Origin of the sequence: Paenibacillus sp. OAE614 (assembly GCF_040546645.1) — a bacterium.
GTDB classification, from domain to species: Bacteria; Bacillota; Bacilli; order Paenibacillales; family Paenibacillaceae; genus Paenibacillus_AQ; species Paenibacillus_AQ favisporus.
This window is the reverse complement of record NZ_JBEPOD010000001.1, coordinates 2,092,284-2,114,897: the sequence shown is the minus strand read 5'-3', so window position 1 is coordinate 2,114,897 and position 22,614 is coordinate 2,092,284. Positions and strand designations below refer to the sequence as shown.

The following is a 22,614-nucleotide window of genomic DNA, read 5'->3' as shown; positions in this document are numbered from 1 at the left end:
AAATGAACGCAATCATTTTGTAACTTTCCCTCCGGTGCCCTATGATAAAGTATGACATGGTAAACTTATGTTTCACCGATCATCAATGTCTGGAGGCAGCTAAAGAATGCGCACATACATCCCGAGAGGCTTATACATAACCGTTGACAACAGCGCCGCTCACCTGCCTGGAAAGCCAGGTAAGCCGCTATGATTCATCTCTCGCCGAATGAAAAAAGATATATGCCGGGACTGGACGGACTCCGGACCCTGGCTGTTTTCGCTGTCATTTTGTACCATCTGAACGTCGGCTGGGCGCCGGGGGGACTGCTTGGTGTCAGCATATTTTTCGTCCTGTCCGGATATTTGATCACCGATCTTCTTACCGCCGAGTGGCGAAGGAGCGGAACACTTGATCTGAAGCAGTTTTGGATCAGACGGTGCCGTAGGCTGCTTCCCGCCATGATCGTCATGCTCGCTGCCGTGACCGCCTGGGTGACATTAGCGCGGCCGTCTACGATGCCGGTTTTAAAGGGCGACGCGATCTCGTCCCTCTTTTATGTCAACAATTGGTATCTGATCTACCACCAGGTTTCGTACTTTGAAAAATTCGGGCCCGTCTCGCCGCTCGGACATCTGTGGTCGTTATCGGTTGAGGAGCAGTTTTACGTGCTGTGGCCGCTGCTTATGCTGATCGGTCTGAAGCTCGCCCCGCGGCGGGGAAAAATGTTTCTGTTCATGCTCTCGTCCGCGGCGGTGTCCGCCCTGGCGATGCTGGTCATCTACGATCCGGGGACGGATCCCAGCCGGGTTTATTACGGGACGGATACACGGGCGTTTTCGCTCCTGATCGGTGCCGCGCTCAGCATCATTTGGCCTAGCCGCAAGCTGTCTCCCCGGATCGACCGGTCCTCCAGGCGCTTGCTGGACGGCATCGGCATACTCAGCTTAGCAGCAATTCTGGTCATGATCTGGACCACCAACGAATACGACGCATTCCTGTATCCCGGCGGCTTGGTCCTTCTGTCGCTGGCCGCAGCCGCCGCCGTGGCCGTGCTCGCCCATCCGGCAAGCCGGATCGGCCGATGGATTGGCTGCAAGCCGCTGCGATGGCTCGGCGTTCGCTCCTACGGCATATACATATGGCATTATCCAGTAATCATTTTATCCACAACAAACGGAGCCGAAGACGTGAGCGTCTTGAAAGCCGTATTTCAGGTGGCTGCCAGCATTGCGCTGGCTGCGCTGTCGTATACATTGATCGAAGAACCGATCCGCAAAGGGTTATTGGGAAAAGGGTGGAAGAAGCTGCGTTCAGGCAAACTGGGCGTAGATCAGATTCCGCTGAAGGGCTGGATTACCGGGGCTACCTTACTGCTGCTGGTCATTATCTCCTTCACAGGCATCGCCCGGACACCGGCGGTGGCATCCACCGTCCAGGCGCTCGGCCCCGGCGCTTCCGGAGCTGACGGCTCCAGCCCGGTGTCACAGGAGGTTTCCGCTGCCGGGGACGGCACAGGAAATGCGGATGCCCCTGCTTCCGGCCAGCAAACCGCAAAAGGCGGCGATCATCACGACGCCGGCCCGGCGGAAACCTCTGCCGGCAGTCCAGCCGAGGCGCAAACGCCTCCTGCAGCCCAGGGCCAGCAGGCTGCGGATGATGCAGCTTCGGGCACTACAGGCCAGGCCGAAGACCCGCCTTCCACCGGCGGCAAAGCAACATCGTCCGCGAATCCCGTAGGCGTGGCTGGCACGCCTCCCGCCAAATCCGGCGAGCCGGGAGGGAGTTCGGGCAAGGCGTCCGGGCAAGGGGCCGGCGCAGCGGGAACGAACGCCCCTCCATCGGTCAAGCGGAATCTGGCGGTGAGCGCCATCGGCGATTCCATCCTGCTGGACGCCGCCCCATATTTGCAGCAGTACCTTCCCGGCATCGTCGTCGATGCCGAGATCGGCCGGCAAATGTCGGAAGCGCCGGACATCGTGGAGCGGCTCCGGACGGAAGGCAAGCTCGGCGACTACGTGGTGATCGAGCTCGGAACCAACGGCGCCTTCAGCTCCAAGCAGCTTTCCCGGCTTCTCGACTCGCTGGAGGACGTCCGGCAGGTCGTGCTCGTGAACACCCGGGTGCCGAGAAACTGGGAAAGCACGGTCAATACGGCGCTCCGAAAGGCAGCCGATACCCATGACAATGCGACGCTGCTCGATTGGTACGAAGCGAGCAGCGGACAGTCCTTCTTTACACCCGACGGGGTCCATCTCAAGAAGGATGGAGCCAAACTGCTGGCATCGCTGATCACAAATGCCGTCGGAACCAAGAAATGACCAGGCTCACGAAACGTTTGTGTTTAAAGCCTTTGAGATATACACGTGTTGGAACTCATACATGACGGTTATCCTTTTAGTGGTTCGACAGGCACTGCCGCACAGCCGGGCATGGAAATTATCCGTGCCCGGTTTTTTTCGATTCATTTTCAGTGGAGCCGTCTCTCTCACGTCCCCCGCCTAACTGTACATATTGTATAAACAGTTCGCAATCTGATATGATAATTAAGGATTACCATCAATGAATGTAGAGAAGGAGAGATCACCATGGCTACGATTCGTTTAGGCAAAAGCGATCTGCACATTAATCCGATTGGGCTCGGTGCCAATGCTGTCGGCGGGCATAATCTGTATCCGAATCTGAATGAAGAGACAGGCAGGGACGTGGTCCGGACCGCCCTCGACCTCGGGGTGAATTTCCTGGATACCGCGTTCATCTACGGTCCCGGCCGCTCCGAAGAGCTGATCGGCGAGGTGCTGAAGGAGAAAGGCAGAGCGAAAGCCGTCCTCGCGACCAAAGGCGCGCACAAGTTTGTGGATGGCAAAGTCGTGATGGACAATTCGCCCGCCTTTTTGCAGCAGTCGGTCGAAGACAGTCTAAGACGACTGCAGACGGATTACATCGACCTGTTCTACATCCATTTTCCCGATGAGCAGACGCCAAAGGCTGAAGCCGTCGGAGCGCTGCAGAGGCTGAAGGAACAGGGAAAAATCCGGGCCATCGGCGTATCGAATTTCAGCATCGACCAGCTGAAAGAGGCAAACGTGAACGGCTATGTGGATGTGCTCCAATCGGAATACAACCTTTTTGCCCGGGACGCGGAAAAGGAGCTACTTCCATACTGCGAAGCCAATGGCATCTCGTTTGTCCCTTATTTCCCGCTGGCTTCCGGCCTGCTAGGCGGCAAATATACGAAGGACACCACGTTCAGCGATTTCCGCGCGAACAATCCGCGCTTTCAAGGCGAAGCCTTCGCCCGGAACTTGGACAAGGTGGATCGACTGCGGCCGATCGCTTCGCAAAAGAACGTCGAAGTGGCCCATGTGGTGCTGGCCTGGTACCTGAAGCAGCCGGCCATTGACGCCCTGATTCCGGGAGCGAAAAAACCGGAGCAGGTGAAGGAAAACCTGAAGACGCTGGACGTTCAATTAACGGATGCTGAAGTCGAAGAGATCAGCGGCATCTTTAAATAATCCGCGGGGACCATCGGCGGATGAGCCGGTTCTGCGAGAAAGATGCGGCTTATCTGGCCTCGGATGTTTATATTTTTTGATATCTTCAACAAAAGGAGCTGCTTTCAGGGTGATCCGCCCTAAAAGCAGCTCCTTTGCTGTCAACCATCAATTACACAACGAGCCCGTATTCCCGCCGCCGTTCAGCCAATGACCCCTCGATGATCCGGTCCAGCAGGGCGGAGAAGGACAGCCCAGCGGCCTGCGCGCTCTTGGGCAGCAGACTGGTCCGGGTCATACCAGGCAGCGTGTTGACCTCCATCACGTAAGGAATGCCCTGGTGGAGCATAACATCCACCCTCGCGTACACGCTGCATTTGAGCACGCGGCAGCTGAGCTCGGCGGCCCGGCGGACCCGTTCGGCGGTATCCGTATCCAGGCTCGCGACGACTTCTTCGCACTCCCCTTCTTCGTATTTGGAAGTGTAATCGAAAAACTCCCCGTTCGGCTTGATCGCCAGAACCGGAAGGTATTCGCCGTTCAGCAGGCTGCACGTGATTTCCTCACCCGCGATGTACTGCTCGAGAATCACTTCATCGTCCCAGTGAAAAGCTCGCTCCACCGCTTCCCGCAAGTTCTGCTCATCCCGCGCCAGCGTAACGCCGACGCTGGAACCGCCGCTGTTCGGTTTGACGACAAGCGGATAGAGCGGTTCCGAGGCGAGCACTTTCTCCAGCTCATCCGGACTCGTCAGCAGCGTCCAGTCGGGTGTCTCTACACCCTCGTAACGGAGCAGCTTCTTTGCCGTATTTTTGTCCATGCACAGACTGCTCGCCAAAACGCCGCTGCCGGTGTATGGAACACCGAGCGTCTCGAGCGTACCCTGAATCGTTCCGTCTTCCCCGTATTTGCCGTGCAGGGCGATCACGGCCATGTCGATACCGGCCAGCTGCTGCGGCAAATCCCGTTTCCTCGTGATTTCGATCGGCCGGACTTCGTATTTGGCGGGATCCAAATGCGAGATGATCTCCCGTCCCGTCATCAGCGACACCTCCCGTTCGGAGGAATCTCCGCCCATAATTACGCCTACTCTTAACATCCGTTCTCCTCCATTCGTCTTTGGACCGCCTTTCCGATCACCTGGATGCCGTGCACAAGGTCTTCATCGCTCACCCGTGAAAAACCGATCCGCAGCGTTCCCTCGCCCCGGCCGTCCGTATAGAACACATCTCCTGCAGTAAACACCACGCCTTGTTCGTAACAATCCCGCAGAATATCCCTTGAGCGGATGCCGTCCTGCAGCTCCAGGAACAGATGGAGCCCGCCGGTTCCGGTTAACCTTTCGTGCGGTATATACTTGCGGCAGCACTCTACCGCCAGCTCGTGCTTATGCTTATATTCAGATTTCGCCCGCTTCAAATACTTTTCAAAATTGCCGTTATGAAAATATTGATACAGCACCGCCTGATCTAACGTGGAGGTGTGAATGTTTCTCGCCCGCTTGACGCTGACCAGCGCATCGATCAGCTCCCTGTCCGCCGCGATCCAGCCGATGCGGATGCCTGGGAACAATATTTTGGAAAAGCTCCCGAGGTAAATGACGCTGTTTCCATCCCCGCCGAAAGCCGCCAGCGGGGCCATATGCGAGCCCGAATAGCGCAGCTCCTCATTGAAACCGTCCTCGATCAATGGAATGTGGTGCTTTGCCAGCAGGCGCAGCACTTCGACCCGCTTCTCGGCCGACATCACGATCCCGGTTGGATTGTGATACGACGGGGTGAGGAACGCCAGACCGAAGGAGTTTTCGGTCAGCGCCCGCTCCATCTCGCCGATATCGATCCCGTCCTGCTCCATCCCGATCCCGGTAATGTCATATCCTTGAAGCCGGGAAATCTTGATGGCTGTATGATGAGTCGGGTTTTCGCACAAAATATGCTTTTCTTTCACGTTCAGCGAGGACAGGATGATATCATAAGCTTCCGTGAACCCGTTCGTGATCAGAATATCTTTACCGTCCATGTCGACGCCTTTCGTTTCCATATAACCCGTCAAATACTCGATCAACGGTTTGTATCCTTTGGCGTAGCCGTAGTTGAGCAAAATCTCCCCTTCGATCGCCATCCGGTCCAGAAAAGCGCGCTTCACGTTGGCCAGGTCGAAGAGCTTCTCGTCGGGGGCGATGCTCGCGAAGTTAATCATCCCCTTCTCCCCGCGCAGGTCGCGCTTCATCAGATCCAGATCCGTGGCCGCTTGTGCCACCGGGCTCAAATGCTGCTGCCAATCCACATGCCAGGAAGGTACCGAAGCGATGCCCACTTTGGAGACGAAGGTTCCTTTGGAGCGGACGGTATAAATGTACCCTTCCTCCTCGAGCTCGGTGTACACCGCCACCAGTGTGTTGCGGCTGATATTCAGCATCGTGCTGAGCTCCCGCGTCGACGGCAGCTTCTGGTCCACCCTTCCCTTGCCCTTGGTGATCCACTGCTTCAAGTATTCTTTGACCTGCACCGTCAGCGGCCGGCCTTCTGTAATTTTAAAATCCGTAAACATAACGTTATTCCCCCCGTACCTATCTTCACACAATCCGCTGCCTGATAAAAGATCCACCGGACGGCGTTTTCCGGCCCGGCGTGGTTTAGTTTGTCCGCAGGCCATGATACCGGCTCTCGCCGAACCGCTTCGGCTGTCCTCCTTCTCAGGATGCCCGAAAGCCGGAGGCCGACTCACCCGCTTTCATTCATTTGTGATCTGGGCGCTTTCCTGAGTTTGTCCAAGCAAACAGAAAGACCGCCGGGCAGCCTGCCCAAGCGGTCTGTTCATACATTCAGCGGTTTGGCGCACGCCTCTCACCAAGGCTTTAACGCCGCTATTCCGTAACGGTTTCGATCTTCGGCACGGTCGCGAGGGCGACATTCCCGGATACCGCCCGGGAAATCATGCAGGAGCCTTCCGCTTTATGCGCCAGCCTGTCCGCCGTCTCCACATCTTTGGCTGTTGCTTCACGGGCCAGCACGATATGCGGCTTGTGCGTAATGCTGACGTACGTAAAAATGTTGTCCGTCACGTCCACGATGCCTTCGGACTCCAGCGAAAGCTCGTGAACCGGAAGGTGCGAACGCTCCATCATGGCCGCCAGTGTGATCAAGTAGCAGGTAGCGGCGGCGCCGAGCAGCATTTCGTCGGGATTCGTCCCGACGCCCGGACCTCCCATCTCTTTCGGGATGGAAATTTGCGTACGGAGATTGCCTGCTTCGATCTGACCATCGCTGTTGCGTCCGCCGTTCCAGCCGGCCTTTAACACAAATGAATGTTTCACAGTCCAGTCGCCTCCTGTAATTCAGAGCGGGCAGGCTGCGGTTCGTCAGAAGCGATGCCGTTCGCTTTATAGTTAAAGCGCTGGCGGTAGCCGCATTTTCTGCACAGCTCCTCCACGACCTCGCGCCGGGAAAAACCGTCGACGATCCGGTTTGCCCGCTCGCTTTCGATAATTTCGGAAAATGGGGTCTTGTGGATGTTGCCGAGATTAATGACACCTTCCCCGTCAAGGCAGCAGGGGATCACCGTTCCATCCACCAGGACGCCCGCCTGATTGCGGAGTCCATGGCAGAAGCCCCGGCTGAGGTCCTCCTCCTCAGTCAGGTCCGGCCATTTAAATTCATGGTCCATATTGATGTAGATCCGGTCCGCAATTTTGATGCCTTTGCCGGGAACGATTTTTTCCTCGATTTTGTAATCCAGGTTAAACTCCTTCTCAATGTACTCCAGCATCTCCCGATTTCGGCTCCGCTCCAAGTTCGTTGCGTTGTCCGGGTCGAGATTCCACAGCCGCAGCGATACGATCATGCCCGATTGGGACACCGCCTCTTTGACAAAGGAGAGCACTTTGGAGATATAACCGTTCTTGTCCTGGGAACCGACATGCCCGTCAAAGCTGTGCAGGGAGAAATTCATCTGCCGCAGCGCCGGCTTGTTCAGCAGCTTCCGTCCTGCTTTATGCAGCAGCGTGCCGTTGGACGTGATGTTCACTTTAAACCCTTTCTCATTGGCGATATCCAGCAGCTGGTCGATATGCGGATGAAGCAGCGGTTCGCCTTTGACGTGAAAATAAATATATTCCGTGTGGGGTTTGATCTCATCCAGAATATGCGTAAATTGCTCGGTCGTAATATAGTTGGTCGCCCGGTGCGTCGGCGGACAAAACGTACAGGCCAGATTGCATTTGCTCGTCAGTTCGACGTAAAACTTTTTGAATTTTTTCATGATGGAAGCTCCAGTCTGATCCTTAAAAGTTACCTTCTCAACCTATTATATTAGAACATCCTTCCGAAGCAAACGTAAACCGTATTTTTGACAAAGGACAGCCTTAATCGCTTGGATCTGACAATCGGGGTTATTTCCGGGCCCGGCCTGCTCATATGCTGATATATGCCGCGGGCTTTTTCGATCATCAATAAACGGTAAGGAGGGATGAACGGGGTGATTACGATTGGAAGCGGCGGGGAAACGGTGAACCCGTCAGGATGGCCGGATTTGTGGAGGGAAATTTACGACAGGAAGATGAGGAGCACGACCGCATATCATTACGAATCGCCGGCCCACTTGGTCTTTGAGCTTAGGCTCCGTGAAGCGATCGTCAGAGCGGCAGCCGACTTAAACCGGAGCGGGGTGCAGTTTGAAACCTTCAAAAATTCTCACTGCAACGAAGCGTACTGGTACTTGAACCGGCGCGGCGGCTTCGAGCTCAAGCCCCATGTTACGCCTGCCCAAGGAATCCAGGACATCTTCGTGAACGGCTGGGCGTATGGCTTCGAATGCGCGACGGGGATCGTGATCGTGTTGTACAAGGGTGTGCTCGATTGTATTCGGGAAGACGACTTCAACCGTCTGTTCGCGAATCTGCTCCTGTACGACTGGCATTACGACAGCGACCTGGGGTTGATTGAAAAAACAGGTTCCCGGGATTCCTATCCGGGCGACGTCCGGTATTTTAAAAATCCGGATGTCAACCCCCATCGGATCGAATGGCAGGGTGAAAATACGATCCAAATGGACGACGACCTGTACTACGGTCACGGAGTCGGTATTGTCACTTCAGGCGAAATCATCAGTACGCTCAACCGGTACCGGATTCCAGGCAGCAGCCGTTCCGCCTATTTGACCGACCAGATCATCCATCCGGATTTTCTGTATTTGTCGGGATTCGCCGCCGGCGGGCCACCGGCCCCCACCAACTGGCAGCAGCAGCCCTACAGGGAGAACGGCATCACCGCTTCCCGGATCGGCAGCCGGGTCTATCTTCGCTATTAAGTCTGCAGCGCAACGGCTCTTGGATTATACTGGGGCAGAATCAAGTCTAGACATTTACATGATGATTTAAGGTTAGTATGGGTAACCGCCTTCCGTAGAAGGCGGTTTTTTCACTTTCACAATCATTCGCTTTTTAGTATAGACTAATCATTTTTCAGCGCATATAATAACAAAAGTATCTCTAAATAACGAACATTAAGGCGGTAACTATGAGTAAATATAAGCAATTATTCCGAGGAACGGCATTTTCCAGTAAATCATCCAAAGAAATTGAGATCCTAAAAGACCATCTCTTTTGTATCCATGATGACGGGAAAATCGAAAAAATCGTGGCTCCTGAGGATGCCGAGTATCAGGTTCTGCTGGACGCTTATCAAGGAAAAGACAACTTTTATTCGTTAGCCGAAGGCCAGTACATTCTGCCCGGATTCGTCGATCTGCATGTTCACGCTCCGCAATGGGCCCAATCCGGAACGGCATTGGACATTCCGCTCTATGATTGGCTCAATACCTATACATTCCCGCTGGAGTCCAAGTTCTCGGATCTCGATTTTGCCCAGGAGGTCTACGACGATTTGGTCCGCACCCTGCTCGCCAACGGCACGACGACGGCTCTATATTTTGCCACCATACATAAGGATTCCAGTTTATTGCTAGCCCGGATTTGCGCCGAAAGGGGTCAGCGCGGACTCGTCGGAAAAGTCGTCATGGATGACCCGGAGCAAAATCCGGAAAATTACCGCGACGCGGACACCAAGGCGGCACTTGCTGACACGGAAGAGTTTATTCTCGCCGTCAAAGCATTGTCCAACTCTGTGAAACAAGGCGTATTTCCCGTCGTGACGCCAAGGTTTATTCCAAGCTGCACGGATGAGGCGCTGCAAGGCTTGGGAGAGCTGGCGGAAAAATACGACGCGTACGTGCAATCGCACTGCAGCGAAAGCGACTGGGCGCATGGCTACGTCCGGGATCGGTTCCGGAAAAATGATGCCTTCGCCCTGCATGAGTTTGGGCTGCTGCGAGACAAATCTGTCATGGCTCACTGCAATTTCCTGAGCGACGATGATGCGGACTTATTTGCCGAAACCGGAACGGCTGTCGCCCACTGCCCGATATCTAACGCCTATTTTGCCAACAGCGTTATCCCCGTCGCACATCTCCACGAAAAAGGGGTAGAGATCGGCCTCGGGACCGACATTTCGGGAGGTTTTTCTCCAAGCCTGTTCGATAATATCAGACAAGCCGTCATGTCCTCCAGAATGCTGGAAGATGGCGTGAACCCCGCCCTTCCTGCCGAAGACCGCGGTGTGCCGGGATCGCGCATTACGGTCAACGAGGCGTTTTACCTCGCTACAGCCGGGGGAGGCGAAAGCTTAAGCTTGCCGGTCGGCCGCATCCAGGAAAACTATGCCTGGGATGTGCAGATCATCGATACGAAGCTGCCATCCGCCAAACTGCCGATCTTTGATCCTAATGAAGATTTGAACGACGTGTTCCAAAAAATGTTGTACCTGACCCGGCCCGAAAACATCCGCGAAGTTTGGGTGCAGGGCGAAAAAGTCCATTCGCGTTAAAAGTAGACGCCCAGTGCAATGATTGGCATTCTTTTTCTATTTTAAATAATTCGATATTCCTAGAAAAAATCCAAAAAAATTCGAGGTGTACTCCTGAGTGAACACACAAACAGCGGCACAAACAGCTATGCATTCCGAGATTCAAGAACAAGCTCCACAATTGACTGTTTCACCTGACGATAAAATTCCGGTCTACAAATCGATCATTCTGGGCTTACAGCACGTCATCGCCATGGACGTCTACGTCGTGCCATTTCTGATCGCGATGCTGATCGGCTTATCGTCCGGCCAGTCCAGCGCTTTGATTCAAGCGACCTTTATTGCGGCCGGTTTGGCTACGATCGTACAAACGTATTTTTGCATGAAGCTGCCTGTCGCCCAAGGCCCTTCCTACGTTCCGCTTGGCGCCATCGTCAGCATTTATGCCGCCAGCGGCGGCGGGCAGTTAGGCTGGAACTCCGTTTTAGGCGCGGGCTTGATTGGCGCGGTTTTGGTCATTGTTTTGGGCTTTACCGGCATTTTCAATAAAATCGTAAAATCGTTTATTCCGCCGATCGTTGGCGGCACGATCATTTTCATCGTCGGTCTTTCTTTACTGCCTGTGGCCATCCGGGATAATATCTACGGTGCGACAGATGCGACCATCAACCAAAACGTGCTGCTTGCCCTCATATCGGGCGCTGTACTCATCATTTTTGTCATCCTGGGTTCCTTGTTCCGCGGTAAAGGCTCCATCTTCCGCATCGTTTCGGTCATGGTCGCGTTGGTCGTCGGGTGTATTTCGGCGAATTTTATGGGTGTGCTTCATTTCTCTGCGGTGAACGATGCCAAATGGTTCAGTATGCCGCAGCTCCCGTTTGCCGATTTCGGCTTTTCGTTCAACATTTCGGCGATCATTACCATGGTCATTATTTATTTCGTCCTGTTGGCCGAAACGACAGGCACATGGTTTGCCGTCAGCAACGTCATCGATAAACCGTTAACCGATAAAAACTTAAACCGGGGTGTCATCGGGGAAGGCATCAGCTGTCTTATCGCTTCTTTGCTCGGTTCGACGCCGGTTACGGGTTATTCCACCAATGCAGGCATCATTTCCATCACGGGCATCGCGAGCCGCCGCGTCTTCCTGGCCGTAGGTGTATGGTTTGTCATCTTCGGCTGCTCGGGTAAACTGGCCGCGTTGATCTCTTCCATCCCCACGGCTGTCATCGGCGGCGTTTTCACCATCGTCTGCGGCATCATCGCCATTAACGGCGTGCAGGTGATGAAAAATGTCAGCATCGCCGAAAAAGAAATGTACATCATCGCAATCCCGATGATCCTGACTTTGGCATTAGTCATGATCCCGCAGGATTTCCTGCACTCGCTGCCTACGTTCGTGCAATATTTGCTGGGGTCGCCGATTTTGGCTGCCTCGATAGCAGCGATCGTATTAAATAAGGTGCTGCCCGGCAGAAAATAAAGTAAGTGGATGCGGGTTGCAATAAAATAAATAATGCAAGGAATCCGTGACAGGGCTGACCCGGAAGGACGCAAATAGCGTACCTTTCAGTCAGCCCTGTTCCTTTACCGGATGCTGCTGAACAGGCTGCGCCCTGACCTGCGTACGTAAAACCAGCCGGACTCGTCAAAGACAAGCCGAATATAGATAATGTTGACAGCGGACGATGGTGAAGCTATTATTTATTTATCAATAAATAAGGGAGCAACGAAGATGGTCATCCGGCAGGATCGCAAAGAACAGATTTTAGCCAAAGCAGTCGACGTATTTGCCGAACTCGGGTATTACAAAGCAACAACGGCGCGGGTAGCCAAGGAAGCTGGCGTTACGCAGCCGTATGTGTTTCATTTTTTCAGCAACAAGGAAGAGTTGTTTATCGCTGTCATCGATCGGGCTATCGGGCGGATCGCCGATGCCTTTTCACGAGTAGAAGCGCCCGCCGATCAGCTTATGGAAACGATGGGGCAAGTATTTGATGACGTTATGAGCAGCTACCGGGCAGAAACGCTGCTCGTCATGCAGGCGCATACGATCCCGGAACCGGCGATTCGTGAGCATGTGCGCGGGCTTTTTTCCAATATATTCAGTTCGGTGCTAGAGAAATATACCGCCGCCGGTTTGCCGGAGCCTGAAGCCGCGGCAAGCCAGTTTATGGGCATGGGGTACCTGATCACGGTGGCTGAAGTGCTGGATTTACCGCAGATGCTCTGCTTCAAGGATTGTTAGAGTGGACTTATTTGAGCATGGAGACTAAAAGCTAGACGCTTCTAGATAGTTCAAATTCCAGCCGGTATGGAGCAAAACAGAGAATACAAAAAGGCAGTTACAGACTGCCTTTTTTGTAGCCTATAAATTTATTTATCAATAAATAAAAAACAGGAGGTTTGAGGATTGATGGAAAACTATATTCGTTTGGCTTTGCGGGGCGCCGGACGCCTCTTTGCGGAGGAGAAGCTGCTTGCTTGGCTCGGTGTTGTGGGGTTTGTCCTTGCCGCGGGCATCGCTGCATATATCGGCATGTTCGGCCCGGTTGTACCGCCGGAGGGCAATGTCGCCAGTGCCTTTTCGTTCAATGCGGCGATCGGCGTATTTATGTTGTCGATTGCCATGCTGCTGCCGCTGTCCGGCTTTAAGGCAAGGGCGCGGACGGCTATCCGCCGGGTGTTTGTTCCGATCGTCGTCTATGCATACGCCGTGGAGACGATCCAGCATTTTCGGGGCGTGAACCCGCGGTTCTCGCAATCCGGTTCAATCATCGATACGATCGCCGGAACTGCTTTTGGCCTTGCGTCCTTCATCCTTATTATCGTGACGACGGTTGTTGCCGTTGCCTTTTTCCGCCGCAAGCTCTTGGCCGCACGGCCGCTTCTGATCCTAGGCATCCGCTATTCATTTGTGTCGGTGACGCTTAGCTTTGCGGCCGGCTTGTGGATGATCGCCCTGAACGGGCGCTTTACAGGAGCAGGCGGCAATATCATCGTCCTGCACGGCCTTGGTTTTCATGCGCTGCAGGTTCTGCCGCTGCTCGGCTGGTTGTTGGAGCGCTCACGGGCCGAAGCCCGGCGCGCACAGCTGCTTCTGCATACAGGCAGCGCCGCTTGGATCATATCCGTTGCCGCAGTCGCTATTCAGACCGCTGCGGGCCGCACCATTTTCGAGTGGTCAGCGCTGCCCGTCGTGGCGGCCGCCGGATTGCTTCTATGCCTGGCGTCCATTGCAGCCGCGGCGGGCACCGAGTTGTTAAAGCCGCGCTTCGCCCCTGCTGTTCCGTCCTTCACTGATCTGGAGTGGTAAATAATGAGTTTTAATGGACCGTGCCTTGGTGTTTCACCGCTTCCATGGCATGGTATACCGTATGACTGAGGGAGGCGAGGTCTCCTTCCGCCTGAAAATGAAGGTACAGCACCTCCGGCTCCTGCTGCATCCAATGGTTATGCACAGCCGAGATGTTGATCCTGCCTTTGCGGAGCGCATCAATGACCGGATTGACTTCGTCCTCCAGCAGCGCGAATTCACCGGTCACCGCTCCCTTTGCCCCTTGGGGGTCTGTGTGCTCGAAAGTGAGTGGCACCCAGGGCAAGATCCATCAGCTCCGGCGACAGGGGACGACCCATGAGCGACACGTTCAGGTCGCTTCGTTTGATATGAACGTTGCAGACGTTTCCTTCCTGCTGGACGTTTGATTTAAACAGACTCTTCTCGATTTTGCAAACATCGGCTGGCTTTGCTGATACAGCTCCTGCCGGAGCAGCCGCTGCCGCCAGAACCATCATCCAAATCATCAACACTATACGCATCGGGTAACACCCTCCTGACAACTCACTTTTTTGGTTTATTATGGCTTTATGGAATCACTTTCATGTAGTGAATCGACAAAAATATTCATATATAGACCTTTTGCTCATATCGATGTTATAATATGGTAAAATTTGCTCAATTGAAGGAGGTCTATTTTCCTATGTCTTGGCTGAAGAATCTTCCTCTGTCCCAGCGGGTCATGGCCGGATGTTACTTGGTGGCCGCATTGTTCGCACTCCCAGCCCTGATTATTTTCATTCTGATCGGGGAAATCCTGATCGGGGCGGCGTTCGTCATCATCTTTGCCGCACTGACTTACCCTTTAGCCCGCTACATCGAGAAAACGCTTACATCCTCGTTTGACAGCATCGCTAACGCTACCGCCAGCATTGCCAAAGGCGATTTTACGAACCGTGTCGATGAATCGGGTTCCATGGGCGACGTAAGCCGATCATTTAACAGCATGGTGGACAAGCTGAAGAAAATTTTGAATGACGCGTCAAGCATCACCCGCCAGGTGATGGATTCGAGCCGCGGTATCGCGGATAAAAATCAGGAGCTTAAAACCGTCATGGCGACAGTCGCCACCTCGGCCAACGAGCTGGCCGTCGGTGCCAACGAAATTTCCTCGGATGTCGCCGGCATGACCGAATCCATCCAGGCCATCGAGCTCAAAGTCGGCAACTATGCGGCCTCTACCAAGGAAATGAAGCAGCAGTCCGAAATTACCTTCAGCCTCGTAGAGAAAGGACGCCAGTCCGTGGAGAAGCAGGCGGAAGGGATGCGACAGAACGTCGAAGCAACGGAGAATGTGGCCAAGACCATTGACACGCTGTCCAAAAATGCCCAAGGCATCACGAAGATCACCAAGACGATTTCCGAACTTGCCGAACAGACCAACCTCTTGTCCTTAAACGCTTCGATCGAGGCGGCGCGGGCAGGCGAGCATGGGCTTGGCTTTGCCGTAGTTGCCCAGGAAGTCCGCAAGCTTGCGGAGGAATCAACCGCGTCTACGCAGGAAGTATTCAGCCTAGTTAAAAGCATTGAGCAGAGCATTCACCAGGCGATTGACAACATCAAGATCAACGAGGATGTGGTGCAGCAGCAAAATGAACGGATCCGCGAGGCCGAGCAGATCTTTGCCCACATCGTCGAAAGCGTACAATACATAACCGAGCAAATCACTTCGTTCTCAAATGAAAGTGACCTGATGCTGGACAGTGCACGTAAAATATCGGCGGCCATCCAGAATATTTCGGCCATCACCGAGCAGTCCTCTGCCGGAACGGAGCAGGTGTCCGCCGCCATGAATGAGCAGATGAAGTCGATCGAGGCGGTCGTCGATGAGACCGAAGCGATGAGACAGGCCGTGTTCCAGCTGCAGAAGACGATCCAGATTTTTAAATTCTAATCGGTATATATGAATAAAGCAGGCATACAGTGGGGTTCATCCCGCGGCATGCCTGCTTTTATTATTAAGCAACAGATTATGTCCTACGCATCACCAACGTTTCATACTTGAGCACGAGCTTCGCTTTTGCAGTCTTTCGTCATGCCTGTTCCAGCCATACATCCTTAAAGTCAATCCACCCGAGGGGGTTCAGGCTGACACCACGTACCGACGGATGTAAAAAGGTGCTAAGCCTCCGGTGGTGCAGAAAAATGACCGTCGCCTCATCGCGGAGATGTTCCTCGATCTCCTTCAGGAACATCCGCCGCTGGTCCGTGGATTCGGCCGCCACGGCCGCATCGATCCGGCCGGTAATCCATTCCTTCCGTTCACGGTCAAAATAAGCCTGCATGACGCAATCCCGGTGTTCATAAGCTTCAATTTCGCATACCTCGTCTTCGGGAAATACCAGGCCGGAGATGACGAAATCCGATTCCGGCCACTGGTCATAATCCAGGGTCTCGATTTGGATTCCCCAGGCAGCCAGCCGGTTTACGACCCACATGCCGTCTTCCCCATATTTTTGGTGGCATGCAAAGCGGAGGACCTCTCCGTTATAACCCGATTCTTCCAGCGCCCTCCGGACGCGATCGGGACGCGTCGGTTCCACCGCGTGGGAACGGCTCGCGTCAGGACGGAACCCAAAAGCCGGCAGCGCCCGCTCGCCGCCCAGCTCCGCCACCATATCACCGGGATGCAGGATCATCCGCACGGCCCGCCGGAACGCCTCCGACTGCTGAACACCTTCACGTGACACGTTCCAGGTAAGCAGCGTACAGCCCTGGCACAGTTTCTCGATCTCCTGCCAGGTTTCCTCCGGCGTACTCCGGTCCATACGCATCGTATCCAGGCTGTGGTGAACCTTGGCGATTCCGTCCATTTCCGTGCTGCAGTCTTCCGGCATGATCACGATGTCTACGCCGTCCAGATACGGCCTCCCCTGAAAATAGGCGTCAAACGCCGACATCCCGATCCGGCCGCTGGTCCAAGTGACCAGACGGAACGGCCCCGTTCCAAGCGGATGGCTCCAATAGCTGTCCTCTTCCATGCCTGCGAAGCCGAAGGGCAGAATCGAAGCCGCCGCCGAGCACATGAACCGGTCAAACATCCAGTTAGGCCGGTTCAGCTTGACCCGCAGAACCCGGGGTCCGATCGTCTCAACACGCTCCACGCCTCGCATCAGCCACCCGTTGGCCGTCCCGTCCTTAAGGCGTTCGAGCGTAAACTGCACATCGCGTGAGGTCAGCTCCTGTCCGTTATGGAAGCGAACCCCCTTGCGCAAATAAAACGTCCATTCCGTGGCGCTGTCGTTCGATGACCAGGTATGAGCGATCATCGGCGCAATCGTGCCGGTCTGTTCATCAAACCTCAGCAGCCGGTCAAAAATTTGCCGAATCAAATGCGAATCGAACGAGTACAGCAAATCAGCGGGATCCAGCGTATGCGGAGATTTCAGCACGGGAAAGATCAGCGTATCATCGGGGCCGCCTTCTTCCCCTTTTTTGTAGCCGAAGTGGTTATCCAGCCAATCGAGAAATTTCGGCTTGGCGTACGTTCCGTTTCCAAATCCCCCGATCAGGTCGAAGGCGCGTTTGTAATCGCCGTTCTCCACGAGATGCTGGGAATACTCGATCAAATAGGTTTCCTTGTCAGCTTTGAACACGATCCTCGACCGGTTCCCCCGGCCCAGCCCGGGCAGCCACTCGATCAAATGCTCGCTTTCAAGTTTTCTTAAAATCAGCTTGGCGTTACGGCTGGTGCAATACAGCGCATCGGCCAGCTCATCCAGCGTCACTTCAATAGGTATCCCCAGCTCCGTGCCGCCGCCAAAGCGCTCATGCAGCAGCAAATACCTTTCATCCAACAGCATTCTCAGCCCTCCTTGCTTGACGTCCCAAATAAAAGAGGAAATCCTTTTGCGCAAGTATACACTTTTTATCCCCTTTTGAATAGATCATAATGGCATTAGACAGAGAAAAGACAGATTCATCCAATACCGGAACATTTATTCGAGGAGGAGAACACATGCTGGAACATCATTATGTACAAGAAAAGTTGATGGAATACCGCCAAGCTGAGCATCACCGCAAGCATGCCGGCGTATCAGAAACTACGGAATCGGCCGATCGTTATAAGTCCGTCAAATCCCAAAAAAACACGCGTTGGATGCTCGCCATTACTTCAAGCCTGTTAAGACGAAAAAAGGGGAAGCATCCTTTCGCATAAACATCGTTTAGGGGATCTCATTCACCGTTTGGTTGTGAGACCCGCCGCCAACAAAACAAAAGACAGGATGAACGCATCCTGTCTTTGCCGGTGCCTTATGGACGCTTTCCGTTCATTGCCCCGATTCACGCTTATGCATGTCCGTCCGAACCGTAAACGTAATGCAGGCCCCGCCCTCCGGCCGGTTGGAAGCCTGAATGCCTCCCCCATGCTTATCGCAAATGACGCGGGCAGTATACAGGCCAAGCCCGGTTTGTCCCTTGTCGCCTTTGTAAAATTTTCGGAACAGATTCGGAATGTCCGCTTCGTTGAAACCGGGCCCCGTATCACAGATTTCGTACCGGATGTCCTTCTCGCGAATGGTGAGGGATACGCTGAGCCTCCCCTTCTCCGGAACATACCGGAGGCTGTTCGTGATGACGTTATCCAGAACCTGCCCGACCCGCTGAACGTCCATATAGACGGGATACGGCTCCGGCCGCTCATCGGTCACCGTATATTCCAGCCGGATCTGCTTGCCCGCACACAGATAGCGGATCTCCCGTTCTTTGGCGCCAGCAAACTCCGCGACATCCGTTTCCTTCACATACAGCGGAAAATACTCCATGTCCTTCTCGGAAGCCACCTGAATATCCTGAATCAGCCGGTTGACCCGTTGAATGTTGCCCTCCACCACGCGCAGGCGTTCTTCCAGCTTGTCACGCGGAATCACTCCCGCGGTATCCGTCAGCATTTCTACGTTGCCCTGAATAATCGTCATCGGTGTCCGGAGGTCGTGGGCGATGGCGTCCATCATATCCCGGCGCTCCTGCTCAAGCTTCCATTCCCGAAGCAGGGAGTCTTTTAGAGCAGCCCGCATCTTTTCAAAAGAATCGGTGAGCAGCCCCAGCTCATTGTCCGCCTCGTAAGTGATCGTAAAATCAAGATCCTGCCTGCGGATTCGCTCGGATGCATCGATGAGTTCGTGAACGGGACGGCTGATCCGCCTTCCGAACCGGGCTGCAAATATATAAGTAAAGAGCGCAATGTAAATAAAAGGGGACGCAAGAAAACAAATATTCATGGCGAACTTGAGAATATCCGCTGACCCTGGTCCGCCGTTGGAAGTCACCTCAAGCTTATACTCCAGCGCGATGGCGCCGCGCAGCTCTCCTGAGGAAGACGTCACCGGGACGATCTTCGTAATGACGCCGCCGAACCCGATGCTGGGCTGCCGCGAAAAAGAGGTATTTAAGCGTTGGACCAAATCCCCTTTTTGCTTAAAAACCGGTCCGGTCAGCGTTCCGTATAACGCCTTGCCCCCGGCGTCCATCACTTGATACTTGATCCCTTCTCCGGGAATCTTCTCCTCCAGTTTCGGCCGGCAGGCCGGATCCAGCACCGCTTCTCCCAAGCTGCGAGAGTATGCGGCAATCGCCGGAATCTTCTGTTCGTAATGATTGGCCGGATTGAACCAGCTGCTGCTCGTGAGCCACCAGAAGCCAACAATATAAGTTACCGCCGTCAGCACCAGACTGAGCAGCATGATCAGGATGAACGTAGAGATCAGCTGCTTTTTAATGGAAAGCCGCTCTATAAAGCCGATTTTTCCCATTTATAGCCGACCCCCCAAACCGTCGAGATGTAGGGGGTAACCGGATCCGTACCGGTCAGCTTCGCACGGATTTTCTTCACATGCTCCGTTACCGTGCTGGCATCGCCCATCGCCTCAAGCCCCCACACTTTGTCATAGATCTGCTCCTTGGAAAAAACCTGGCCGGGATGCAGCGCCAGCAGCTCGATAATGTCGAATTCCTTCGCAGTCAGCGGAATCTCGGTCTGCTTGTAGGCGACGCTCCGCCCCTTCAGATCGATGTGGAGCAGCCCGTACCGCAAGGTGGACCTTTCCGCCTGCTGGCCGGCAGCCCGCCGGCTCCCCCGGAGATGGGCCGCGACGCGGGCCTTCAGCTCCCGAATGCTGAACGGCTTCGTAATATAGTCATCGCCGCCGATGGACAGCCCCTGGATCCGGTCTGCTTCGGCCTGCCTCGCGCTTACGAACAATATCGGGCAGCCTACTTCCTCGCGGATCATTTGGCACAGCTCAAAGCCGTTGACGTGCGGCATCATGACGTCCAGAATAATCAAATCCGGCCGGTCGTGGATCCGTTCCAGCGCCTCACGCCCGTCTCCGGCGGTAATCACTTCGTAACCCTCCATCGTCAGCGCCTGCTCCAGCAGGGCGGCAATTTCGGCTTCGTCATCCACGATCAGTATTTTGTCGCTCATTCCATGTACCTCTTTCTTCTCTCTCTATTTGGTCCAGCCTCTCCGCTGCCATAATCCCATTGTAACGGCAAAACCGAATCCAAGACACACCAGAAGCGGCAAATAAAAAGGATGATGATATAATCCCGCCGTCAATTTAAAGATCGTACTCATTCCCATCAGAAGAAACCCGAGTGAATCAGAGACATACAAGGACCCGGCTGCGACCGCAATCCACCCCAAATAACTGAGCACAACGCCCGGCAGCAGCGTGCAGATCAGGCTGGTCAGACTCAGCTGCGCCAGCAGGATCAGATAAAAAAGGCCATAAGACTTCAAGCAGTAGATGAACGCCCCGGCCGGGCCGTATTGCTGTTCCGGATTCAAAAACACCACGGTATCCGCGCCGGGCAGAAAAGCATAGCCGAAGGCTTCGCCGACGGCAAACGTTACAGCCGTGAACAGCAGCAGCATTCCCGCCAGGTTCATCCATTTAGCCAGGAACAGCTTGGCGAAGGATACCGGGCGAATCAGCACCATCCGCAGCTGTCCTGATGTGTACTCCCCGTTCATGCTGTCGATGATCAGCATCGGTCCGATAATGAGCACGAGGAAGAACGACACCTCTTTCAACAAAAACAAAGCGAAATTTTCCGACACAAGCGGAACGGTCGATACGTTATCGAACGCCCCCAACTTCTGCAGGTTCAAAAACAAGCAGTCAAATCCCACGATGAAAACAAAGATCAGCAGACTGACGAACGTCTTTTTCCGTTTCCACATCCGTTCCCAGTCGCTTAACATCATAGCAAGCATCACTTATCCCCCTTACATCCACCGGTCCATTTTTGAAAATACAAGCAGCGATCCCACGCCGAAAACCGCGGCATATCCTAAGCCCACAAGCAGCGCGGTCAGGGCTGCGGCTTCCGAACTCACCGCCTGGGCTTGACCCAGCATAACCGCGATTCCGCTGTACTGGATTTCGGTCAACGACAAATACTTGAGCATCCCCGGCAGACCCAGGCCGCCAACCCGGTTGGCCAGCTCATAAATCAGTGGAAACCCGAGTGAGCACAGCAGAAATCCGAGCCCCAAACCGACGGCGCCCGTCGTCGTTCGCGAAATGACGGCCGCCGCCATGAAGACGCTCCCGATCGCCAGCACGCTCAAAAACGCAAGTCCATAATACAACAAAGTGTAGCCGATCATCCCTTCTAAGGGAACGGTATGGTCATGGTAAAACAGCTGAATGTGTTCATGAGGCTCGAAGAACAGCAGGCCGGCTGCCACCGACAACAGCAGGTATACGGTAAAATACAGCGCCATAACCGCCATATGGGCCAGCCATTTGGCGCGCAGCAGCTGCCCTGCCGTAAACGAACGGAGCATGACCATCCGGATCTGCCCGCTGCGGTATTCCTCCGTGACGGAAAGCGTGAGCAGGATCAGAGACATCACATTGAACACAACGATCAGCTGCTCGATCAAGGCCATCACCGGAAAATTTCCCGCCCAGGTATACTCCGCACTCGCGGGTGAAATTCCCTGATTGTGGCTGGCATAATATTTGGCGGTAGCCGCGACGACGGCAGGCATGGCGATCAGGAACAGCCAGGTGATTTTCCGCTTCCACATCCGTTCCCACTCGCTTAGAAATAAGGATTTGTTCATGAGGTCATCATCTCCACAAAGTGCTCTTCGATCCCCTTCGCCCCAGCCGCTTCCTGCCACTCGCGGCTTGTGCCCTCCCAGACCAGCTTGCCTTCCTTGATGATGACAAAGCGGCTGCAAATCCGCTGCAGCTCATCCAGCAGGTGGCTCGAAACCAGAAACGTAATTCCCCGCTCCTGGTTCAGCCGCTGGATCAGCTGGCGCAGCTCGCGGATGCCCATCGGGTCAAGGCCGTTCGCCGGTTCGTCCAGAATGATCAGCCGCGGATCCCCAAGCAAAGCCTGGGCGATGCCGAGCCGCTGCTTCATGCCGAGCGAGTAGGTTTTTACTTTGTCCGAGCCCCGTTCGCTCAGCCCAACAATCGACAGAGCCTCCTCCACACGTGCTTTCCTCTCTGTCCCCGGCACATTCGGATGCAGCCTTGCCAGGTTCAGCAGGTTGTCCCTGCCTGACATATAAGGAAAAAAGATCGGCGATTCCACAATCGCCCCGACCCGGGACAGCGCCTTGACCCGCTCGCGCCCCACATCGGTTCCGTCAATACGGATGCTCCCGCCCCCCGGCTTGATCAGTCCTGTCATCATACGGATCAGCGTCGTTTTCCCCGCTCCGTTCGGACCGACAAAACCGCATACATCCCCCGCCTGTATGGAAAAGGACACGTGGTCCACCAAGGTACGCGCCCCCGCTTTTTTCGATACGTTCAATACTTCCAGTACGTTAGTCTCGTTCATTTCGTTCATATGATCTCCTCCTGCCAAGAAGTATAGGAGGCAATTCTAAAGAATTTATAACGTCGGCAAAAAAACTTGAAAGTAGGGGTGTTTCCTCACTGCAAGAGCCAGAAGCTGTACAGGATACGA

21 protein-coding genes are annotated in these 22,614 nt (G+C 54.4%); 9 read left to right on the top strand and 12 right to left on the bottom strand.

What is annotated here, in order from left to right:
• Positions 1-189: 189 nt before the first annotated feature.
• Together ABIE48_RS10155 and ABIE48_RS10150 are read left to right on the top strand one after the other, a co-directional pair.
• Positions 190-2,301, top strand: a complete 2,112-nt coding sequence (locus ABIE48_RS10155; RefSeq protein WP_192714647.1) for an acyltransferase family protein — start codon at positions 190-192, stop codon at positions 2,299-2,301.
• A 267-nt stretch (positions 2,302-2,568) separates the two neighbouring features.
• Positions 2,569-3,495, top strand: coding sequence for an aldo/keto reductase (locus tag ABIE48_RS10150; RefSeq protein WP_089546672.1), 927 nt, complete (start codon positions 2,569-2,571; stop codon positions 3,493-3,495).
• A 151-nt stretch (positions 3,496-3,646) separates the two neighbouring features.
• On the opposite strand, the gene ABIE48_RS10145 is transcribed toward ABIE48_RS10150, so the two are convergent.
• The 4 genes from ABIE48_RS10145 to ABIE48_RS10130 all read right to left on the bottom strand — a co-directional run bounded on the left by ABIE48_RS10145 (position 3,647) and on the right by ABIE48_RS10130 (position 7,734).
• Positions 3,647-4,573: a D-alanine--D-alanine ligase gene (locus ABIE48_RS10145; protein ID WP_192714648.1), complete on the bottom strand. Its 927-nt coding sequence runs from the start codon at positions 4,571-4,573 to the stop codon at positions 3,647-3,649.
• Positions 4,567-6,024: an aminotransferase-like domain-containing protein gene (locus ABIE48_RS10140; protein ID WP_145021499.1), complete on the bottom strand. Its 1,458-nt coding sequence runs from the start codon at positions 6,022-6,024 to the stop codon at positions 4,567-4,569. The genes ABIE48_RS10145 and ABIE48_RS10140 overlap by 7 nt, the downstream gene beginning before the upstream one ends.
• A gap of 316 nt (positions 6,025-6,340) precedes the next feature.
• On the bottom strand, positions 6,341-6,790 hold the full coding sequence (locus tag ABIE48_RS10135) for an OsmC family protein (RefSeq protein ID WP_192714649.1): 450 nt from the start codon (positions 6,788-6,790) through the stop codon (positions 6,341-6,343).
• On the bottom strand, positions 6,787-7,734 hold the full coding sequence (locus ABIE48_RS10130; protein ID WP_192714650.1) for a radical SAM/SPASM domain-containing protein: 948 nt from the start codon (positions 7,732-7,734) through the stop codon (positions 6,787-6,789). The genes ABIE48_RS10135 and ABIE48_RS10130 overlap by 4 nt, the downstream gene beginning before the upstream one ends.
• A 216-nt stretch (positions 7,735-7,950) precedes the next feature.
• Between ABIE48_RS10130 and ABIE48_RS10125 the strand changes: the two genes are divergently transcribed.
• From ABIE48_RS10125 to ABIE48_RS10105, 5 genes are all read left to right on the top strand, one after another.
• Complete coding sequence (locus tag ABIE48_RS10125) at positions 7,951-8,781, top strand: protein-glutamine gamma-glutamyltransferase (RefSeq protein WP_244169191.1); 831 nt, start codon at positions 7,951-7,953, stop codon at positions 8,779-8,781.
• A gap of 209 nt (positions 8,782-8,990) precedes the next feature.
• Positions 8,991-10,355 (top strand): guanine deaminase, encoded by a 1,365-nt coding sequence (gene guaD / locus ABIE48_RS10120; RefSeq protein ID WP_192714651.1) that lies wholly within the window; start codon positions 8,991-8,993, stop codon positions 10,353-10,355.
• A gap of 127 nt (positions 10,356-10,482) precedes the next feature.
• Positions 10,483-11,817 carry a uracil-xanthine permease family protein gene (locus ABIE48_RS10115; RefSeq protein WP_192715324.1) on the top strand — a complete coding sequence of 445 codons (1,335 nt, stop codon included), beginning with the start codon at positions 10,483-10,485 and terminating at the stop codon, positions 11,815-11,817.
• A 252-nt stretch (positions 11,818-12,069) separates the two neighbouring features.
• Positions 12,070-12,582: a TetR/AcrR family transcriptional regulator gene (locus ABIE48_RS10110; protein ID WP_192714652.1), complete on the top strand. Its 513-nt coding sequence runs from the start codon at positions 12,070-12,072 to the stop codon at positions 12,580-12,582.
• Positions 12,583-12,750: 168 nt separating this feature from the next.
• Entirely contained in the window at positions 12,751-13,650 is a 900-nt protein-coding gene (locus ABIE48_RS10105) for a hypothetical protein (protein WP_192714653.1), read from the top strand.
• Positions 13,651-13,660: 10 nt separating this feature from the next.
• On the opposite strand, the gene ABIE48_RS10100 is transcribed toward ABIE48_RS10105, so the two are convergent.
• Positions 13,661-13,879: a DUF1259 domain-containing protein gene (locus ABIE48_RS10100; RefSeq protein ID WP_354518795.1), complete on the bottom strand. Its 219-nt coding sequence runs from the start codon at positions 13,877-13,879 to the stop codon at positions 13,661-13,663.
• On the bottom strand, positions 13,869-14,153 hold the full coding sequence (locus ABIE48_RS10095; RefSeq protein WP_354518793.1) for a hypothetical protein: 285 nt from the start codon (positions 14,151-14,153) through the stop codon (positions 13,869-13,871). Before ABIE48_RS10095 ends, ABIE48_RS10100 begins: the two co-directional genes overlap by 11 nt.
• A gap of 161 nt (positions 14,154-14,314) precedes the next feature.
• On the opposite strand from ABIE48_RS10095, the gene ABIE48_RS10090 reads away from it, so the two are divergent.
• The gene (locus tag ABIE48_RS10090) at positions 14,315-15,565 is read left to right on the top strand and encodes a methyl-accepting chemotaxis protein (protein ID WP_076167646.1); all 1,251 of its coding nucleotides are present in this window, start codon (positions 14,315-14,317) and stop codon (positions 15,563-15,565) included.
• Positions 15,566-15,704: 139 nt separating this feature from the next.
• On the opposite strand, the gene ABIE48_RS10085 is transcribed toward ABIE48_RS10090, so the two are convergent.
• Positions 15,705-17,474 carry an SgrR family transcriptional regulator gene (locus ABIE48_RS10085; protein WP_145021518.1) on the bottom strand — a complete coding sequence of 590 codons (1,770 nt, stop codon included), beginning with the start codon at positions 17,472-17,474 and terminating at the stop codon, positions 15,705-15,707.
• A 155-nt stretch (positions 17,475-17,629) separates the two neighbouring features.
• Here ABIE48_RS10085 and ABIE48_RS10080 point away from each other — a divergent pair, with 155 nt between their 5' ends.
• Entirely contained in the window at positions 17,630-17,830 is a 201-nt protein-coding gene (locus tag ABIE48_RS10080) for a hypothetical protein (RefSeq protein WP_105443499.1), read from the top strand.
• A gap of 112 nt (positions 17,831-17,942) precedes the next feature.
• On the opposite strand, the gene ABIE48_RS10075 is transcribed toward ABIE48_RS10080, so the two are convergent.
• Genes ABIE48_RS10075 through ABIE48_RS10055 form a run of 5 tightly spaced genes read right to left on the bottom strand, consistent with a single transcriptional unit; the run spans position 17,943 to position 22,485 of the window.
• A complete protein-coding gene (locus tag ABIE48_RS10075; protein ID WP_192714655.1) occupies positions 17,943-19,424 on the bottom strand; it encodes a sensor histidine kinase in 1,482 nt (493 codons plus the stop codon).
• Positions 19,403-20,098, bottom strand: coding sequence for a response regulator transcription factor (locus tag ABIE48_RS10070; RefSeq protein WP_145021524.1), 696 nt, complete (start codon positions 20,096-20,098; stop codon positions 19,403-19,405). The genes ABIE48_RS10075 and ABIE48_RS10070 overlap by 22 nt, the downstream gene beginning before the upstream one ends.
• 24 nt (positions 20,099-20,122) lie before the next feature.
• Positions 20,123-20,893 (bottom strand): hypothetical protein, encoded by a 771-nt coding sequence (locus ABIE48_RS10065; protein ID WP_145021527.1) that lies wholly within the window; start codon positions 20,891-20,893, stop codon positions 20,123-20,125.
• Between the two features lie 12 nt (positions 20,894-20,905).
• Positions 20,906-21,751 (bottom strand): ABC transporter permease, encoded by an 846-nt coding sequence (locus tag ABIE48_RS10060; protein WP_145021530.1) that lies wholly within the window; start codon positions 21,749-21,751, stop codon positions 20,906-20,908.
• Positions 21,748-22,485 carry an ABC transporter ATP-binding protein gene (locus tag ABIE48_RS10055; RefSeq protein ID WP_089550150.1) on the bottom strand — a complete coding sequence of 246 codons (738 nt, stop codon included), beginning with the start codon at positions 22,483-22,485 and terminating at the stop codon, positions 21,748-21,750. Before ABIE48_RS10055 ends, ABIE48_RS10060 begins: the two co-directional genes overlap by 4 nt.
• Positions 22,486-22,614: the final 129 nt, after the last annotated feature.

Excerpts from the sequence above, each read along its gene's own strand:
- ABIE48_RS10155 (WP_192714647.1), top strand. The coding sequence starts at position 190 with ATGATTCATCTCTCGCCGAATGAAAAAAGATATATGCCGGGACTGGAC.
- ABIE48_RS10150 (WP_089546672.1), top strand. The coding sequence starts at position 2,569 with ATGGCTACGATTCGTTTAGGCAAAAGCGATCTGCACATTAATCCGATT.
- ABIE48_RS10145 (WP_192714648.1), bottom strand. The coding sequence starts at position 4,573 with ATGTTAAGAGTAGGCGTAATTATGGGCGGAGATTCCTCCGAACGGGAG.
- ABIE48_RS10140 (WP_145021499.1), bottom strand. The coding sequence starts at position 6,024 with ATGTTTACGGATTTTAAAATTACAGAAGGCCGGCCGCTGACGGTGCAG.
- ABIE48_RS10130 (WP_192714650.1), bottom strand. The coding sequence starts at position 7,734 with ATGAAAAAATTCAAAAAGTTTTACGTCGAACTGACGAGCAAATGCAAT.
- guaD (WP_192714651.1), top strand. The coding sequence starts at position 8,991 with ATGAGTAAATATAAGCAATTATTCCGAGGAACGGCATTTTCCAGTAAA.
- ABIE48_RS10115 (WP_192715324.1), top strand. The coding sequence starts at position 10,483 with ATGCATTCCGAGATTCAAGAACAAGCTCCACAATTGACTGTTTCACCT.
- ABIE48_RS10110 (WP_192714652.1), top strand. The coding sequence starts at position 12,070 with ATGGTCATCCGGCAGGATCGCAAAGAACAGATTTTAGCCAAAGCAGTC.
- ABIE48_RS10105 (WP_192714653.1), top strand. The coding sequence starts at position 12,751 with ATGGAAAACTATATTCGTTTGGCTTTGCGGGGCGCCGGACGCCTCTTT.
- ABIE48_RS10095 (WP_354518793.1), bottom strand. The coding sequence starts at position 14,153 with ATGCGTATAGTGTTGATGATTTGGATGATGGTTCTGGCGGCAGCGGCT.
- ABIE48_RS10090 (WP_076167646.1), top strand. The coding sequence starts at position 14,315 with ATGTCTTGGCTGAAGAATCTTCCTCTGTCCCAGCGGGTCATGGCCGGA.
- ABIE48_RS10085 (WP_145021518.1), bottom strand. The coding sequence starts at position 17,474 with ATGCTGTTGGATGAAAGGTATTTGCTGCTGCATGAGCGCTTTGGCGGC.
- ABIE48_RS10080 (WP_105443499.1), top strand. The coding sequence starts at position 17,630 with ATGCTGGAACATCATTATGTACAAGAAAAGTTGATGGAATACCGCCAA.
- ABIE48_RS10075 (WP_192714655.1), bottom strand. The coding sequence starts at position 19,424 with ATGGGAAAAATCGGCTTTATAGAGCGGCTTTCCATTAAAAAGCAGCTG.
- ABIE48_RS10070 (WP_145021524.1), bottom strand. The coding sequence starts at position 20,098 with ATGAGCGACAAAATACTGATCGTGGATGACGAAGCCGAAATTGCCGCC.
- ABIE48_RS10065 (WP_145021527.1), bottom strand. The coding sequence starts at position 20,893 with ATGCTTGCTATGATGTTAAGCGACTGGGAACGGATGTGGAAACGGAAA.
- ABIE48_RS10060 (WP_145021530.1), bottom strand. The coding sequence starts at position 21,751 with ATGAACAAATCCTTATTTCTAAGCGAGTGGGAACGGATGTGGAAGCGG.
- ABIE48_RS10055 (WP_089550150.1), bottom strand. The coding sequence starts at position 22,485 with ATGAACGAGACTAACGTACTGGAAGTATTGAACGTATCGAAAAAAGCG.